9 protein-coding genes are annotated in these 17,317 nt (G+C 61.4%); 3 read left to right on the forward strand and 6 right to left on the reverse strand.

All coding sequences use genetic code 11. From position 1 onward, the window contains the following. Positions 1-11: 11 nt before the first annotated feature. Positions 12-395, reverse strand: a complete 384-nt coding sequence (locus NQ519_RS09855; RefSeq protein ID WP_019151316.1) for a P-II family nitrogen regulator — start codon at positions 393-395, stop codon at positions 12-14. 330 nt (positions 396-725) lie between these two features. Between NQ519_RS09855 and gltB the strand changes: the two genes are divergently transcribed. The 3 genes from gltB (at position 726) to NQ519_RS09870 (ending at position 7,306) form a co-directional block, all read left to right on the forward strand. Next, the gene (gene gltB, locus NQ519_RS09860) at positions 726-5,201 is read left to right on the forward strand and encodes a glutamate synthase large subunit (RefSeq protein WP_044118760.1); all 4,476 of its coding nucleotides are present in this window, start codon (positions 726-728) and stop codon (positions 5,199-5,201) included. A 279-nt stretch (positions 5,202-5,480) separates the two neighbouring features. Then, the gene (gene cysK, locus NQ519_RS09865) at positions 5,481-6,440 is read left to right on the forward strand and encodes a cysteine synthase A (protein ID WP_019151314.1); all 960 of its coding nucleotides are present in this window, start codon (positions 5,481-5,483) and stop codon (positions 6,438-6,440) included. Beyond that, positions 6,437-7,306 (forward strand): serine O-acetyltransferase, encoded by an 870-nt coding sequence (locus NQ519_RS09870; RefSeq protein WP_019151313.1) that lies wholly within the window; start codon positions 6,437-6,439, stop codon positions 7,304-7,306. Before cysK ends, NQ519_RS09870 begins: the two co-directional genes overlap by 4 nt. Positions 7,307-7,427: 121 nt before the next feature. On the opposite strand, the gene NQ519_RS09875 is transcribed toward NQ519_RS09870, so the two are convergent. The 5 genes from NQ519_RS09875 to NQ519_RS09895 form a co-directional block, all read right to left on the reverse strand. Then, entirely contained in the window at positions 7,428-9,023 is a 1,596-nt protein-coding gene (locus NQ519_RS09875; RefSeq protein ID WP_019151312.1) for a PKD-like family lipoprotein, read from the reverse strand. A gap of 19 nt (positions 9,024-9,042) precedes the next feature. After that, a complete protein-coding gene (locus NQ519_RS09880; RefSeq protein ID WP_259810562.1) occupies positions 9,043-9,756 on the reverse strand; it encodes a DUF4843 domain-containing protein in 714 nt (237 codons plus the stop codon). Positions 9,757-9,759: 3 nt separating this feature from the next. Beyond that, positions 9,760-11,190 carry a RagB/SusD family nutrient uptake outer membrane protein gene (locus NQ519_RS09885; RefSeq protein ID WP_147513222.1) on the reverse strand — a complete coding sequence of 477 codons (1,431 nt, stop codon included), beginning with the start codon at positions 11,188-11,190 and terminating at the stop codon, positions 9,760-9,762. A gap of 14 nt (positions 11,191-11,204) precedes the next feature. Beyond that, positions 11,205-14,585, reverse strand: coding sequence for a SusC/RagA family TonB-linked outer membrane protein (locus NQ519_RS09890; protein WP_026076645.1), 3,381 nt, complete (start codon positions 14,583-14,585; stop codon positions 11,205-11,207). Positions 14,586-14,660: 75 nt separating this feature from the next. After that, complete coding sequence (locus NQ519_RS09895) at positions 14,661-17,291, reverse strand: DUF5117 and DUF5118 domain-containing protein (protein ID WP_019151308.1); 2,631 nt, start codon at positions 17,289-17,291, stop codon at positions 14,661-14,663. Between the last annotated feature and the right edge of the window lie 26 nt (positions 17,292-17,317).

The raw sequence follows: 17,317 nt of genomic DNA on the forward strand, positions 1-17,317 counted from the left end.
TTCGTTCGTATTTACTTTTTCTCCGGAGTCCCGGCCGCCATCTCTTCGGGCGAGCGCTTGTGGTTGATCTGTTCGTCGCAGCGTCCCGTGCGGATGCTGTAATAGTGGTCGATGTCCGACACCCAGACGCGCCCGTCGCCGATCTCGCCCGTGCGCGCCGTGCGGATGATCGTGTCGATGGCCTTGTCGCACAGTTCGTCGCGGACGATCAGGATCAGCATCATGCGCTCGATGATGTCCGTTTCGTACATCACGCCGCGGTAGACGCGGCGGTTGCGGGCGTGGCCCGAGCCCCGCACATCGACGTAGGAGAACCACTCCACGCCGTTTTCCAGCAAGGCTTCCTTCGTCTCCTCGAACCTCGTTCGACGGATGACAGCTTCGATTTTCTTCATAATAATATATTGGATTGGGTTTGGGAATTTCTCGGAATCCCGGATTTGCGGACCCGGGTCTTTCCGCCGCAGGCGAAAAGCCGGAAAGAAAAACGCCACGAGGGTCGATTTCCCTGTGGCGTCGTGTCAGCGCTGTCGTGAGGCGGCAGATTCGATGGTGATCGACCATCGGTCGTTGCGTGTATCCGGAGATGTTTTTCGCATGATTGCCGCTGTATTGTATCCGTTGCAAATATAGGCATTATTAAAATAATTTCAAAACAAATGCGCCGAAACAGCTCTTTTTTTTCAGAAATCGTTATATTTGTAGCGGTTAGATCAGGTTGCCCTATGAACAGAGAACAAACTATGCCGGACGGAGGATTGTACCGCCCGGAATGCGAGCATGACGCCTGCGGCGTCGGACTCGTCGTCAACATCAACGGAAACAAATACCATTCGGTCGTCGAACAGGGGCTGTGCGTCCTCGAGCATATGGCGCACCGCGGAGCCGAAGGCTCGGACAACAAGACCGGCGACGGCGCGGGTATTCTGGTGCAGATTCCCCATGAATTCATTCTGCTGAACGGCATTCCCGTGCCCGAGAAGGGGCGTTACGGCGTCGGCATGGTCTTCCTGCCGCGCGACGGCGCCGACCAGCAGCTTTTCATGCAGCTGGTGACGGAGGTCGTCGAGGAGCAGGGGCTTCGTCTGACGGCGTCGCGCAACGTTCCCGTTGACAGTTCGATCCTCGGCGCCGACGCCGCGGCGACGGAGCCCGTCATCCGGCAGCTCTTCATCGTGGGGTGCGACGACCGCCAACGGCTCGAAGAGCTGCTCTACATCGTCCGCAAGCGGATCGAATTCCGGCTGGCCGGCTCCGCCATCCGCGACAAGCAGAGCTGCTACATCGTCAGTCTCTCGACCCGGACGATCGTCTACAAGGGGATGCTCTCCTCCCGCCAGCTGCGCCACTACTTCACCGATCTGCAAAGCCCCTACTTTTCGAGCGCCATCGCTCTGGTGCATTCGCGTTTTTCGACCAATACTTTCCCGACGTGGAGCCTCGCGCAGCCCTTCCGGCTGATCGGGCACAACGGCGAGATCAACACCATCCGCGGCAACCGGCTCTGGATGGGGACGCGCGAGGCGGTGCTCCACCCCGAGTTCGCCGGCGATGCGGAGGGCGGCCTCGGGCCGATCATCCAGCCGGGGATGAGCGACAGCGCGTCGTTCGACAATGCGCTCGAATTTTTCCTGCGCGGCGGCATGTCGCTGCCGCATGCGCTGGCGATGCTCGTTCCGGAGAGCTTCAACGAGAAGAACCCGCTCTCGAAGAAGCTGAAGAGCTTTTACGAATACCACTCCATCTTCATGGCTCCCTGGGACGGTCCTGCGGCCGTCATCTTCTCCGACGGCCGTTATGCGGGCGGCATGCTCGACCGCAACGGCCTGCGCCCGGCCCGTTATCTCATCACGCGCGACGGGCTGATGGTCATCGCCTCCGAGACGGGCGTGCTGGACATTCCGGCCGCCGACATCGAGTCGAAAGGGCGTCTGGAGCCGGGCAAGATCGTCATGGTCGATACCGAGCAGGGGCAGATTCTGTTCGACGACGAGATAAAGAGCCGGCTGGCCAACGAACACCCCTACGACGAGTGGCTGCACGACAACCGCATCCTTCTGAAAAACATCACCAGCGGACGCAGCGTGACGCACGAGGTGGAGAATTACCCCCAGCTGCTGCGCGCCTTCGGCTACGACCGGGAGGAGATCGACCGCATCATCCGGCCGATGGCTGCGGCTGCGGCCGGACCGCTGGTTTCGATGGGCGACGACACGCCGATCGCCGTGCTGTCGCGGAAACCCCAGCGATTCTTCAATTTCTTCCGCCAGCAGTTCGCCCAGGTCACCAACCCGCCTATGGACTCCATCCGCGAGGAGCTGGTTATGTCGCTGACGAGCTACATCGGCGCCGTGCGCAAGAACATTCTGAAACCCTCTCCGGAGTTGTGCAAAGTGGTGATGATGTCCTCGCCGATCATTTCGGACCGCGATTTGGACATCCTGCGCCATCTGGAATACAAGGGATTCCGCACGATCACGCTGCCGATGCTCTTCCCGGTCGGCGGCGACGGCGCGGCGCTCGAAAAGGCGCTCGGCGAACTGTGCCGGGCTGCGGAAAAGGCGGTGGACGACGGATACAACTACATGATCCTCAGCGACCGCGGCGTCGATGCCGCGCATGCCGCCATCCCCTCGCTGCTGGCCATGTCGGCTGTGCACCACTACCTGATATCCCGCCGCAAACGTTCGCAGATCGCCGTGATCGTCGAGAGCGGCGAGGTGTGCGAAACGATGCACGTCGCCCTGCTGATGGGCTACGGCGCCAGCGGGGTCAATCCCTACATGGCGTTCGCCATTCTCAAGGCGCTGACCGCCTCCGGGGAGTTGCAGCTCGACTTCGAGGCTGCGGAGCGTCATTACATCAAGGCCGTGGACAAGGGGATGCTGAAAATCATGTCCAAGATGGGCATCTCGACCATCCGCAGCTACCGGGGCGCCGCGCTGTTCGAACCGCTCGGCGTCGGCGAGAAGCTGCTCGGACGCTATATGGGCGGCGGCATCTCGTCGATCGGCGGCATCGGTCCGGACGACGTGGCCCGGCAGGCTTCGGCCATGCACGCGCTGGGATTCGCCCCGGGAGCCGCCGACGAACCGCTCGAAAACGTGGGGCGCTATGCCTACCGCCGCGACGGCGAGTTCCACGGCTGGAATCCCGCCACGGTGCTCTCGCTCCAGGCCGCGGCGCAGACGGGCGATCCGGAGAAGTTCGCCGAATTCACCCGCCACGCCGAGCACGCCGATACGCCTGCGTTTCTGCGGGATGCGATCGAGATCGTCAGCCCCCGGGCTCCGATACCGCTGGAGCGGGTCGAACCCGCCGAGGCGATCATGCGGCGTTTCGTCGTCGAGGCGATGTCGTTCGGCGCCATCAGCCGCGAGGTCCACGAGACGCTCGCGGCCGCGATGAACCGCATCGGCGGTCAGAGCAACACCGGCGAAGGGGGCGAGGACCCCGCCCGCAACACTCCGCTTCCCGACGGCACGTCGCTGCGCAGTGCGGTGAAGCAGGTCGCATCGGGGCGTTTCGGCGTCGATGCGGAGTATCTGGTCAATGCCGACGAGATTCAGATCAAGGTCGCCCAGGGCGCGAAGCCGGGCGAGGGAGGTCAGCTGCCGGGCTTCAAGGTCGATGAGATGATCGCCCGCACCCGCCACTCGATTCCCGGCATCACGCTCATCTCGCCGCCGCCTCACCACGACATCTATTCGATCGAGGACCTGGCCCAGCTGATCTTCGACCTGAAGAATGTCAATCCCGAAGCGCTCGTCAGCGTGAAGCTGGTGGCCGAGAGCGGCGTGGGAACCATCGCCGCGGGCGTTGCCAAGGCGAAGGCCGACAAGATTCTGATCAGCGGCTGCGACGGCGGTACGGGTGCCAGCCCCGCGGATTCGATGAAATACGCGGGCGTTCCGGTCGAGATCGGACTTGCGGAGATTCAGCAGACGCTCGTCCTCAACCGGCTTCGCGGCCGGGTGCGTCTGCAAGCCGACGGGCAGCTGAAATGCGCCCGCGACGTGCTGGTCAGCGCCCTGTTGGGGGCCGAGGAGTACGGATTCGGCACGGCGGCGCTCGTGGCGCTGGGATGCCGGATGCTGCGCAAGTGCCATACCAACACCTGTCCGATGGGCGTGGCGACGCAGGACCCGCAGCTGCGCGAACGCTTCACCGGGACTGCCGACCGGCTGATCAACTACTTCCGGCTGCTGGCCGAGGACATCCGCCGCCGCATCGCGGAGCTGGGTTACGAGCGTCTCGACGATCTGATCGGGCGCAGCGACCTGCTGCGCCAGCGCACCGCACCGCCGGAGAGCCCCGTCGCACGGCTCGATCTGCGGCGTTTGCTCCACCGGCCCGCCGGCGATGCCGACATCCGCTGCCGCCTGCCGCAGGAACACGCGCTGGCCGAGGTTCCGGACCAGCTGCTGCTGCCGCTGGCCGACCGGATTCTCCGGGACGGGAAGAGCGTTTCGCAGACCTTCCCGATCGCCAATACGGACCGCAGCGTCGGCGCCATGCTCAGCGGATACGTCACGCGGAAGTGCGGACGCGGGGGCCTTCCGGCCGAAGCGCTTTCGGTCACGTTCCGCGGAAGCGCCGGGCAGAGTTTCGGGGCCTTCCTCGCGCCGGGAATCTCGTTCCGCCTCGAAGGCGACGCCAACGACTATCTCGGCAAGGGCCTCTCCGGCGGCCGGATCGTCGTCGTTCCGCCCGCCGGGTCGCGCTTCGCGGCCGAAGGGAACGTCATTGCCGGAAACACCCTGCTCTACGGGGCGACGGGCGGCGAAGCCTACATCGACGGACGGGTCGGCGAACGCTTCTGCGTGCGCAACAGCGGCGCCACGGCCGTCGTCGAGGGCGTGGGCGACCACGGCTGCGAATACATGACCGGAGGCCGTGTGGCCGTGCTCGGACAGACCGGGCGCAACTTCGCGGCCGGCATGAGCGGCGGCATCGCCTACGTCTGGAACCCGCGCGGAGATTTCGACTATTACTGCAACATGGAGATGGTCGAACTGACCCTGCTGGACAACGCCGACGACCGGGAGGAACTCCATCGGCTGATCGCGGCGCACGTCCGTCACACCGACAGCCTCATAGGACGCAGGATGCTCGAAGAGTGGGAACGCTATGCGCCCCAGTTCATCAAGGTGACTCCGGTCGAATACCGCCACTACCTCGAGAGCCGAAAGGAGCGCTGATCGCGGCCTTCGGGCCGGAACGAAGAAGAAATGATTGGATTTCTCGAAAAAATGATTTATATTTGCTTCCGATTGAACCCTGTGTTTTTCATGCTGGCAGTAAAAAATACGATGTGTTGTGCAGCGGCGATCTGTTGTCGTTGCGATTCGTCGTGTCTGCTGCCGGGCAGGGTTGAAATGTGGAAGAAGTGATTCAATGAGGTAATTCCTATCGTTTTATAGATTCGGCGGCAGACGTTTGTCTGCCGCTTTTTTGTTTTTCAAGAAAAACCGGAAATTATGAAGAAAATTGTGAATTCCGTTCTGGAACTTGTCGGCGATACGCCGATGGTCGAATTGGAGCGTCTGGGCCGGGATGCGGGCGCTGTGGCGAGGGTCGTGGCGAAAGTCGAACTGTTCAATCCCGCGGGAAGCGTGAAGGACCGCGTCGCCCTGGCGATGGTCGAGCGGGCCGAAGCCGACGGCACACTCCGTCCCGGAGCCACGATCATCGAACCCACGAGCGGAAATACGGGCGTCGGGCTGGCGCTGGTCAGCGCCCTGAAGGGCTACCGGCTGATTCTGACCATGCCCGAGACGATGAGCGTCGAGCGCCGGCGGCTCGTGGCGGCCTACGGCGCGCAAGTGGTCCTCACCCCCGGCGCCGAGGGGATGAAGGGGGCCATCGCCCGGGCGCAGGTGCTCCGTGAGGAGATTCCCGGCTCGGTCATCCTCCAGCAGTTCGAGAACCCCGCCAACCCCGCGCGGCACTACCGCACCACCGCCGAGGAGATCTGGCGCGACACCGAGGGCGGAATCGACCTTTTCGTGGCCGGGGTCGGCACGGGCGGAACCGTCAGCGGCACAGGCCGCCGGCTCAAAGAGCTGAATCCCGCGGTACGGATTGCGGCCGTGGAGCCGGCCGCCTCTCCCGTGCTGTCGGGCGGAGCCCCGGGGGCCCATAAGATACAGGGTATCGGCGCCGGCTTCGTTCCCGGGAACTACGATCCCTCGGTTGTGGATCTCGTCGTGCCGGTCGCCGACGACGAAGCCATCGCTACGGCGCGGCTGCTGGCCTCGCGCGAGGGGCTGTTGGTCGGCATCTCGTCCGGAGCCGCCGCATACGCGGCCCTGCAACTGGCCAAACGGGAGGAGTACCGCGGCAAAACGATCGTCGTGCTGCTGCCGGACACGGGCGAACGCTATCTTTCGACCTTGCTGTACGCTTTCGACGAATACAAAACCGATATCCGCCTATGAACCCCGCATCCTCCGATATGCGCTTCGGGCGGATCGCCGAAGCCCTCGCAGCGCCGGATGCCCACATCCCTGCGGCCGCTTCGGCGGGTATCGACCCCGCGGAACTGAAACGTGCCCTGCTGCTTTTCCGCTCGGCGGTCTTCGCCGGGTATTTCGACTCGGAACCGCTCGGCGGGCTCCTCGGCGACCTCTACTCCATTCTCGCCCGCCAGAGCGCCCGGGCCTGCGCCATCTTCCGCCGCGGGGAGCATCCGGACGCCGGGCGGTTCGGCGAGCGGGTCGCCGGACAGCTGCTGGAGCTGCTGCCCGAACTGCGCCGCCGGCTCGGAACCGACGTGAAGGCCGTCTTCGACGGCGACCCTGCGGCCGCGAGCTACGAAGAGGTGATCCTTTGCTATCCGGCCCTCGTAGCCATGACCCACTACCGCTTCGCGCACGCCCTGCTGCAACTCGGCGTGCCGATCCTCCCGCGACTGATCTCCGAGGCGGCCCACTCGGCCACGGGCATCGACATACACCCCGGTGCCGAGATCGGCGAATATTTCAGCATCGACCACGGTACGGGTGTCGTGATCGGCGAAACGTGCGTCATCGGCGACCACGTGCGGCTCTATCAGGGCGTGACGCTCGGCGCCAAGAGCTTCAAGTTCGACGCCGCGGGCAACATCCTCCGCGAACCGCGCCACCCGATTCTCGAAGACCGCGTGGTGGTTTATTCCAACTCCTCGATTCTGGGCCGCGTGCGGATCGGCCACGATTCGGTCATCGGCGGCAACGTCTGGCAGACGACCGATCTGCCGCCCTGTTCGCGGGTCGTTCAGGGGCGTGCGAGCATCTCGACTTTCGAGGACGGGGGCGGTATCTGACCCCTCCCGGCGCCGGGAGCGGCGGCCCCGGGGCAAAATATTTCGGGCAGGCCGCGGAGAGCGAAAACTCTCCGTCGTACCTGCCCGAAATTGCGTTTTTCCGAGGGCTATGCTCCGCGGATCAGAAGTTCGAGATGTTGCCGTATTTGAATCCGGCCCAGCGGATTTTGCCGTCGATCCGGTATTCTTCGATGACGCGCTCCTCCTCGAAGGTGAGGAAGTTCACGCCCGAACCCACGTTCCGGTTCGAAGTGGTGTACATCATCACCGTGCCGTCGGCCAATGCGAAGAGCATATAGCAATTATTGCTTTTCATCGTACCTTCGACAATGGCCACGACATCCTGATCGAACGTGTGGAACTCCGTGGGAGCTCCCGTCGCCGTGCGCTCCTTGACCAGCACTTTGCGCGGATTCGACGCCGCGGTGTAGAACATGTAACCCGACTTGTAGTAGCTGCCTCCGTCGATGCGGATGACGCACGTCTTGCTGTCGGGACCGAACTCGGGGAGTTCGCGGTAAACCTCTTCGTAGACCTCCGACATCTCTACGGCCGAGGTTCTCGGCGTGTAGGAGATCTTCACCTCGCGCGTGTAATATTTGCCGTCGGACTTCTTGCGGAACAGCATCATGACGCCCGACTGCGGGGGATAGGCCATGACGTTGGCGTCCTTGATGAACCAGCCGTCGATGAACTCGTAGTCGGTGATGCCGCTCATGCCGCTGTCGTCGGGGAACTCCGTGATATTTCCCGCCCTTTCGCCGGAATCCGCCTCGGAGGTGCTGTAATCGAGATTGGCCACCAGGAAACGGCCGCCGTTTTCAGTCTGGTCGTAGATCAGACCGTAGCCTTCGGCGTAGCGCGCCGTGATGAATTTCACCCCGTTGATCTGCTTGCCGTCGTAACGCACCGGCAGGTCGAGGAAATGTCCCGTATAGTAGATGCGCGAGCCCTTGCGCTGGAAGACACGCCCGTCGTCGGCCATCACGTAGCTGATGAAGCCGCCGTGCATGAAGTCCTTCACCCGGAAGTTCTCCGGAAACTCCTCATTGAGGAACTCTTGCTTCAGCGTCATTTCGTGCAGCAGGGTTTCGCCGCTGAACGAGGCGCAGTTCTCCGGATCGTCGTCGAGGAACATCTCTTTGCCGATGACGGATGACTTTTCGCACGACCAGTACTCCTGCAAGCGGGGGTTGTCGCCCGTGAAAGGAATCTGGATGCCGGCGCCGTTCTCGTAGTAGTCGAACGTGTAAAGCGCCGCCACGGTATAGCTGATAAAGTCGTAGCGCAGCGCCCCGTCCTTTTCGACCAACAGGTTGTAACCCGTCACGTAAGGCTGATCGAGTTCGATGCTGAAAGGGAAGATCGTGGAGTTTCCCGCGGAGTTGCGGTGAATTTCGAAATAGCAGTAGACCCGGTTGGCTTCCATGTCGCACTCCCAGTCGAGGTCCTTCGTCGTGGCTACCTCCCTGCCGTCGATGACCCAGCGGTACGAGAGGTCGTTCATGTTCTTGTAGACGACGTTGGGCGTGATCTGCAAGCGGTCGGCGAGTTTGATCTTGTAGGCCCGGTTGGGGACGAACAGCGCCAGGTCGTTTTCCGGGTTGTCGATCACCGGCAGGTCGAGCGTCTTGTAGTCGGTGTTCGTGTCGTCGCTGTAACATCCGGTCAGCAGCGCCGCCACGACGGCCGGAATCAGAAATAGATATCGTTTCATAGTCTGTCTCTTTTAATGGTTAACCCTGGATCGCCACTTTCATCTGTGTGCCGTCCTCCTCCGTCTGGGGATTCTCTGCGAGCCAGTACTTGAATTTGAGCGCATAGAACCGTTTTTCGCTGTCGCTCAGTTCGCCGTAGTCGCCCGTGAAGATATTCTGCGAGAACAGTCCGAACTTTTTGTCGCTGTATGTTCCCAGATAGAAATCCACGACCGACTGGTTCCACCACGAAGGCTGCGCGATCTGCGCCGTGACGCGGAGTTCGGCCTCCAGAAATCCGGTCTGCGTAGCGAAGAAGTTCTCGTTGCTTTCGAGGCTGAATTTGAGGTTGTAGGTGCCGTTCTCCATCCGGGAGGTCTTGTGGACCGTGACGAAGATCGTGTCGAGGAAGCTCTCCTTGTGGAAAACCAGCTCCGGGAGTTCGTATTCTTCGTTGGCTTTCAGCGTCGTCTGCTCGTCTCCGGGGTAGACCTTCAGGGCGTAGGAGAGGTCCTCGGTCAGCGGCCGTCCGGCGAATTTGATCGGCACGGCGATCTGCACGGTCTCCTTGGTCGTGGAGATGAACGAGAAATTGAAAACCGGATTCCCGCTCTCCGGATACGACATGTAGATGTATCGCTGGTCGGTCGGAGCGAGAATCTCCGACTTGTTGCAGGCGGTCATGGCCAATGCCGCTGCCGCTGCAAGTATGGCTGTCGTCTTTTTCATCGTGTCTGCTTTCATGTGTTTCATCGGTTAGATCGCACTTTCGCTGTCGGGAACCGGCAGGGTGAGTTTGCCCTTGTGGTCGAATTTGCCTTCGGAGAAGGTGATCGGACGGTTGGTGCGCTTGTAGAAGAAGATGAGCTGCCCCTCGCCGATGAACTCCTTGCGGTATTCGTAGGTCAGGGCCTCCCAGAACGCATCTTCGGTCATCGTGCCCGAAAGCACGGGCGACGAGTAGCCGCGGGCCTTGCGCACGACCATCAAGTCGGCGGCGGCCGTCTTCATGTCGGTCTTGTAAAGGCATTCGGCGGCGATGTAGTAAGCCTCGCTGATACGGATGTTCGGGACGATCTTGTCCTTTTCATCGGAGACGTTGACGGTGTATTTCGTGAGGAAATTGGTCGAGGTCTTGATGAAACCCGAACGCTTGTCGTTCGTCGGCGTGGTGAAGAAAGTCTTGTCGTCGATGGTCAGCCGGCGCGAGTTGGTATTGTTGACGTAGGGCTCGAACGTTTCCGTCAGTTTCTCCTGATAGAATCCGAAGAGCAGGTCGTCGAACATCTTGGGGACGCTCAGGATCGATCCCGAGGTGGAGAACTGCAAGGTCTTGGCGGTCACCAGGTCGATGATCTCCTGCGCATAGGTCAGCGCATCGTCGGTCTTCTGGGCCCAGAGGCAGGCGCGGGCCAGCAGCACCGTCACGGCGTAGTAGTTCAGCCGGGTGCCGCGGTTGTTGTAGAATTTGCCCTGCGCGGGATTGCTCGAACCGAAGAAGCGGTAGGCCGTGGACGTGGCGTAGGAGGGGTTGACCTCAACGTCGAACGTTTTGAGCAGGTCGCGGGCCTTCACCAGGTCGCCGATCGTCTTTTCCATGAATTCCCGGTTTGGGATCGGCGGGTTGACCGTCGAAGGATAGGTCTCGACATAGGGGATGTAGCGTCCGTCGGCATCGACCTCCATCGACGCTCCGAACAGGCGCATCAGGTCGAAGTGCATCATGGCGCGGATGGCGTAGGCTTCGCCGAGGATCGTATTGCGGTCGATCTCTTCGTTGGTGAAGAATCCGTCGTCGGTCTTCTCGGTGTGCGCGATCAGGTCGTTGGCCTGGGCGATGATCTTGTAACCGGCGCCCCAGGCCGCGGAGGCGAGCGACGCGGCCTCCTTGGCCTCGTATTCCAGATCGTACATCTGGGGATAGGACTTGTAGTCGCTGGCGGGGTCGATGGCGTAGTAGCGCGCCCACACGTCGGTCATGCCCCACGAGAGTTCCTTGCCGTAGAGCGCGAAATCCGACATCTGGCGGTAGAGGCCGTTGACGACTTTGTAGTAGCCGGCGGTGTTCTTGTAGAGGTCCGTATCGGTGATTTCGTATTCGGGCTCTATTTTCAGCCACTCCTCGCAGGCCGTGGCCATCGTTGCGGCGAGGAGAAGCGAAGCGAGATATATCTTTCTTGTTTTCATGATTCACGCATTTTTTAGAAGGAGGCGTTGACGGAAAGGGTGAACGCACGCGCGTAGGGCGACGAGAGGCCGCGCTCGACCTGGATCGAGCTGGCGGTGAACAGGTCGCGGCAGTTGAATTGCAGTTTGAGGCGGTAGAGTCCCAGTTTGCGGATCATGTCGCGTTTGAACTCGTAGCCCACCGAGAGGCTCGACATGTTGAGGTAGCTGTAATTCTGCACCAGGCGCGACGTGGGGCGCGTCACCGAGTTGTAGTCCTTGATGTCGCGGAAGCGGGCGATGTCGCCGGGTTTGATCCAACGGTCGCTCAGCACGCGGCGGTCGCAGTTGCTGTTGAGGATGTCGGCCATCTCGATCGTCGTGCGGAGCGTCTGGTTGTAGCGCTGTCCGCCCCATTCGTACATGAAGTAGGTGTCGAGCGTGAAGCCTTTCCAATAGGCACTCAGGCCGAACGAACCGCTCATCGAGGGTTCGGTGTCGCCGACCAGCACATTCTCCGCGGGGTCCCACTTGAAGGTGGTCGAACCGTCCCGGCGCATGTAGAGTTCCTTGCCCGTCGCCGGGTCGATGCCCAGCGAGCGCATGGCGTAGATGCCCGTCAGCGAGCCGCCTTCGACGTAGCGCAGCAGCGGGGTGGACTGCACGTCGTTGCCGCCCTGGTTGGAGTTGTAGTGCTCGTTCACGCGGTCGTTGTAGGCTCTCAGCGAGTTGGAGATCTTTTTGAGCTTGCCCTTGTTCGACGCGCCGTTGAATATCAGGTTGATGATCGTGTTCCGGGTGTTGACGACGCGGCTCTGGAGCTTGATCTCGTGTCCGCGGTTCTCCATGCGGCCGATGTTCTCCTTGTAGGAGGTGAAGCCCGACGAGGTCGGGATGAACATGTCGGCGATGTTGTCGTGGGTGTCCTTGATGTAGTAGTTGTATTTGGCGTAGAACAGCCCCTTGAGGATCTCGAATTCGAAGCCCAGATCGGTCTGGAGCGTCCGCTCCCATTTCAGATTGGGGTTGCCCAGATACATGATCTGCACGCCGTCGCCCGTCGGATACTGCCAGTCGGTGAACATCTCGTACTTGTTCTGTGCGGCGTAGGAGGGGAACGACACCTTACCCGTCATGCCGTAGGTTCCGCGCAGCTTGAACTGCGTGAGCCACGGCGTGTTCTCCTTGAAGAATTTCAGGTTGTGGACGTTGACGCCGGCGCCGGTCGAGAAGAAGGGGGCGAAGCGTTTGTTGGAGCCGAACTGCGAGCTGCCGTCGATACGTCCCGAAAGGTCGGCGAAGATCACGTCGTTGTACGAGTAGTTGAGCACGGCGAGGGCGCCGAACAACCGGTTCTTGCCTTCGAGGTAGCTCTTCGTGTCGATGTCCTTGGCGTAACCCGGGGCCGAGAATCCGCCTTCGGGGAATCCGCTGTAAGTGAATCCCTCGTAGTCGGTCTTCTCCTCGCGGATGTTCAGACCCACGACGAAGTTGATGTTGTGACGGCCGATCTGGTCGTTGTAATAACCGTTCAGCGAGATGTCGTAGGTCGATTGCTTTTGCCGGGAGGTCGTCAGCTGGCCCTTTGTCTCTCTGCTCTGGAACTTGGCTGCGGCGGGATCGGTGAACTTGTCCGAGTCGCTGACGATATATCCCAGGGCGACGTTGGCTTTGAAATTGATCTTCTTGTTGAGGTAGTAGCGGACATCGAACTGGTCGTAGAATTCGTGGCGTTTGCCCTTGTCGAAACTGCCCAGCGTGGCGTCGTACATCGGGTTGCGGTAGGGCGAGCCGCTGTGCCAGGTCGCCATGTTCATGCCGATGTTGCCGTTTTCGTCGAGATAGGTGTCGTAGGGGTTCATGCGCACGTAGTCCGAAAAGGTGCCGTAGGGCGACTCCTGCGAATTGACCAGCGTGGTGGTCATCTGGTTGCGGAACGTGAGGCCCTTGTACTGGTATTGCAGGTTGAGCGCCGCCGACATCTTCTTGCGGTTCTGGCCTTTCATCACGCCCTCCTGGTCGTCGTACATCAGGTCGAGTCCGTAGCGGAAGGCGTCGGAGGCGCCGGCGATGCCGATCGAGTGCTTGTGGCCGAACGACGTGCGCAGCGGCAGCGCGAGCCAGTCGGTTTCGATGCCGCGCTCGATGTTCTGCAACTTGCCGTTGTACTCTTTGAGCTTCGTGGCGATCTGCGACGGATCGTCCGTGTCGTAGTAGCCGGCCAGCCGTTCGGCTTCGAGCTTCTCGCGGGCGTTCATCAGGTTGTAGCTCGACAGGTCGGGGGCGTTGATCGTGAAGTTGCCGCTGTAAGTGACGTTCAGGCGTCCGGCGGGCAGGGGCTTGGTCGTGATGACGACCACGCCGTTGGCCGCGCGCGAACCGTACATGGCCGTTGCGGCGGCGTCTTTCAGGATGGTGTAGGTCTCGATGCGCTCGATGTCGAGGTCGTAGATCTTCTCCATCGACACCTCATAGCCGTCGAGCATGAAGATCGGCTGGTTGGGGTCGTTCTTGAGCGCATGCTCCGAGGTGAGGCTCTCGTCGAGGGCGGGGGTGCCGATGCCCGAGCGTCCGCGGACGTACATCTGCGGCAGGGCGTTGGGGTTCGAACCCATGTCGAGGTTCTCGGCGATGCGGAACGAGGGCTCGAAGATCTGGATGGCGCTCAGGGCGTTGCCCTGGGGCGCCACGGTTTTGAGCTGTTCGCCGGTGATCGTGGTCGATGATCCGGAGAACGATTTCTGGGCGATGTTCAGGATGCCCGTGACCACGACGTTGCCGATTTCGCTCACGGCCGGGTCCATGTGGACGTTGATCTTGTCCAGCTCCTTGAAGACCTGCTTGCCGTTGTTGAAAACGGCGATCTCCTGGTTCTTCATGCCCAGGAACGAGAACGAAAGGGTCATGTCGTCCGAGCGGCGGGCCTTGAGGGTGAATTTGCCGTCGGGACCCGTCACGGCGCCGCGGCTCGCCTGTTTGAGCACGACGCTCACGCCGGCCAGCGGCAGTCCGTTTTCGTCGTAGACCACGCCGGAGAACTGCACGGCCTCCTCGGTGCCCTTTTTGATCTCGTCCGCAGGCCGGATGACGACCATGTTGCCGCGGATCTGGTAGCTGAGGCTGCTGTTGCGCAGGCAGTGTTTCACCACGTCAACGACGGTGGTGCGGCTCATTTGCATCGAAACGCGCGGCAGCGACTCGATCTGCGAATTGTTGTAGACGAAGTCGTACTGCGTGTGGTTGTCCAGCCAGGTAAAGACCTGCTGTACGGTGGCGTTGCGGAAGTTGACCGCGATCGTCTGCTGCGACTGCTGTGCGCGGACGGCGCTCAGTCCCGCTGTCCAGATCACCAGCAGCACGGCCAGCCGCCGCATCACTCTGCCGGAGAAACCTGCTTCGGGTAAAAATTTCTTCATACGCTGTCGGGTTATATGGATGAAACGATCAAAGATCCCCGCCTTCGAACCCCGGAGGCGGGGATCTTCAAAGTCTTAGTCGATGAGCCGGCTGATCGACTCGTAGATGAACCGGTAGTGTTCGCGGGTGCGCCGGTCGCTGCTGTTGATGTAGGGTTTCACGATCTGACGCAGCTCCTTGAGGATGCCGTAGTAGAGCTGGCGCGTTGACTGCGTGTTGATCACGGGCCAGTATTTCAGCGCTCCGTACTGGGCGCCGACCTCGTCGCGTCCGAAGTCCACGCCGTTCGTCGAGTAGAGCAGCGGCATCTCGTCGAGGGCCTTCATGCACGCTTCGGGGTCGCTGAAATCGAAGACCTTCGGGTCGCCGGCGATCTGTGCCGCGAGTGCCGATGCCGAACCGTTCCGGTACTTGGCGTTGCGGTCCACGATTTTCGACGAGGCCATCATCGTCTTGGCGAAGTTCGTCTGGTAGTAGAAATCCTCGTCGGAGAGCTTCTGTCCCTTGCGGGTCTTCTCGAAGAGTTTGTCGAACATGTAGCGGATGTAGCGCGCATGGTCGAAATGCTCCTTGCCCCGCCCCTCGTAGATGAACAGACGGGTCGCCGTGGCGTTCATCAGCAGGCTGAGGTAGTCCTTGTGCTCCTCGATGCGTTCGCGCTGGATGCCCATCAGGCGCACCAGCTCGGGGCGCTGCACCCAGTCGGGCATGTAGCGGTTGGCGTAGAGGATGTCGAGGGCCTCCTTCTGTTCCGCATAGGGCGTGAACTCATAGCTGGGAACGGGGTCGTTGGCCTTGCGCTCGTAGGTCTTCACGCCGTAGGCCGTGATGGCCACCTGGGTCAGCAGCTGTTTGTAGCGGCGGTAGAGGTAGTTGTAGATGCCGTTGCGGTAGAGATACTCGGGGTCGTCCTCGTCGGAGATCCACTTGTCGAAGTTCTCCATGCAGTACCTGAGGTTGCCCAGGGCGTATTTGAAGTTCTTGATGTCGTCGTCGCCCACGTCGTTGGCGCCGCAGTCGGGGCAGTCCTTGGCGTTCTCGTAGCGGTAGACGGGATTGCCGACCGTGGCGTCCACCCATTTCTCGATCACCTTGAGCTCCTCCTCGGAGGTCTTGGCTTCGGGAACGGGCTTGTAGAGGCACTTCACGACGTGGTAGTCGTATTCGCCCACGCCCGTCGGGGTGATTCGGAAGCCCTTCTCCACGGCGTCGATCGGCGCGATGAAGTTGTACTTGGCGATGTCGAGCATCGAGGGCGTCGTGCCGTATTTCCGCGTGAAGGCGGCGTTGTGGCGCAGCGAATCCGAGGGGAAGGCCGCCGACGAGGTCAGGTTGTACGACATGCCGAAGCAGTCAACGCCGGTGAGCCACGTGAAGTGGTTCTTGACGTGCTCGAAAAGCGTGCTGTCGGGCATGTAGCGCTGGCGCACCGACGGATCGGCGTGCGCCGTGAAGACGAAGATCTCGAACGGCATCTCCCACGTCATGTTGTGGCAGACCATGACCGTCGTGCGGAGAATCTCGCCGCTGCGGGGATCGACGTAGGTGCGCACGCGGGTGTCGCCCGTGAGCGAAGGCACGTAGTTGATGCAGTTGTAGCGGAAGTTCTGGGGGCTGAACTGCGGGTCCTCTTCGGGCGTGGGGAACGGCCTGACGCGGATGGCGTTCTTGAAGCCGATGGCCTCGAAACACTTGTTCCATTCGAGGATGCCCTTCGTGATGGCGGCGCTCATCTGCGCCGTGAAGGTCGTGTCGATGTAGAAAACCACGGGGGCCTTGGGCTCCACGGCTTCGCCCCGGTCGTAGGCCGCCTGGTCCGACGGCTCCATGCGCCAGCGGGTGGCGAAATAGACGGGGTTCATCAGCTTGTAGTCCGAGTGGTAGTTGTACTTGCCCAGCACGTTCAGCGGCAGACGGAAGTCGGCCAGGCGCGGACGCATCGGCGTCTCGGGCAGCAGGGCCAGCGAACGCACCAGCTTGGCGGTGGTCACCTTGTTGTAGGTCTTGCCGATTTTGCTGTCGTAGGTGATGTAGCTGGTGACGGTGGCGTTGTCGTCGAAAGCCGCCACGTCGGTCAGCAGCGAGCGGTCCTTCTTCTGGTTGAAGGAGACGCCGCGCAGCACGAGTTTCGTTTCCGAGCGGGGGTCGATGGCCGTCAGCAGGCTTTCGCCTCCGATGAACAGGTCGGTCATGTCGAACACGACGGCCGTGGAGTCGGCGTTGAAGGCTTTGATCTTGTACGACCCGAGGATCGCCGGCATGTTGCTCTGGGCCAGGGCGCGGCGGATCTCCTCGCCGTTGTCGGCCACGACCGACTGGCTGCGGTCGCGGCGCAGCAGGACCGTGCGGTTGATCGTGTCGAACTTGACTTGCAGCGGCCGCAGCGGCGAGAGGCCGACGTAACTGTCGGTGTGGTCGGTGATCTCGGCCACCGACGACATGAGCATCATGTCGCGGTTGAGCATTTTCAGGGGCAGTTCGACCAGCAGTTTGTCATCGACGATGTGCAGGGTCATGATGCCGCCTTTCGAGGTTTTTACCTTCTTGTCCTTGAAGAGCTTGTCGTATTCGCTCTGCTTTTTGACGGGTGCGGCGGCGGTCGTCGTCTGGGCTTTCTTCTTCGATTTCCTGCCCTTGGCGAAAGTCGCCGTCGAAGCGCCCGACAGGAGCAGCAGCGAAAGCAGACAGATCAGATATCGTTTCATAATGTGAATCGCTGTTTGGGGTTAAA

Origin of the sequence: Alistipes senegalensis JC50 (genome assembly GCF_025145645.1) — a bacterium.
GTDB classification, from domain to species: Bacteria; Bacteroidota; Bacteroidia; order Bacteroidales; family Rikenellaceae; genus Alistipes; species Alistipes senegalensis.

Coding starts and splice junctions, on each gene's coding strand:
- NQ519_RS09855 (WP_019151316.1), bottom strand. CDS start 395: ATGAAGAAAATCGAAGCTGTCATCCGTCGAACGAGGTTCGAGGAGACG.
- gltB (WP_044118760.1), top strand. CDS start 726: ATGAACAGAGAACAAACTATGCCGGACGGAGGATTGTACCGCCCGGAA.
- cysK (WP_019151314.1), top strand. CDS start 5,481: ATGAAGAAAATTGTGAATTCCGTTCTGGAACTTGTCGGCGATACGCCG.
- NQ519_RS09870 (WP_019151313.1), top strand. CDS start 6,437: ATGAACCCCGCATCCTCCGATATGCGCTTCGGGCGGATCGCCGAAGCC.
- NQ519_RS09875 (WP_019151312.1), bottom strand. CDS start 9,023: ATGAAACGATATCTATTTCTGATTCCGGCCGTCGTGGCGGCGCTGCTG.
- NQ519_RS09880 (WP_259810562.1), bottom strand. CDS start 9,756: ATGAAACACATGAAAGCAGACACGATGAAAAAGACGACAGCCATACTT.
- NQ519_RS09885 (WP_147513222.1), bottom strand. CDS start 11,190: ATGAAAACAAGAAAGATATATCTCGCTTCGCTTCTCCTCGCCGCAACG.
- NQ519_RS09890 (WP_026076645.1), bottom strand. CDS start 14,585: ATGAAGAAATTTTTACCCGAAGCAGGTTTCTCCGGCAGAGTGATGCGG.
- NQ519_RS09895 (WP_019151308.1), bottom strand. CDS start 17,291: ATGAAACGATATCTGATCTGTCTGCTTTCGCTGCTGCTCCTGTCGGGC.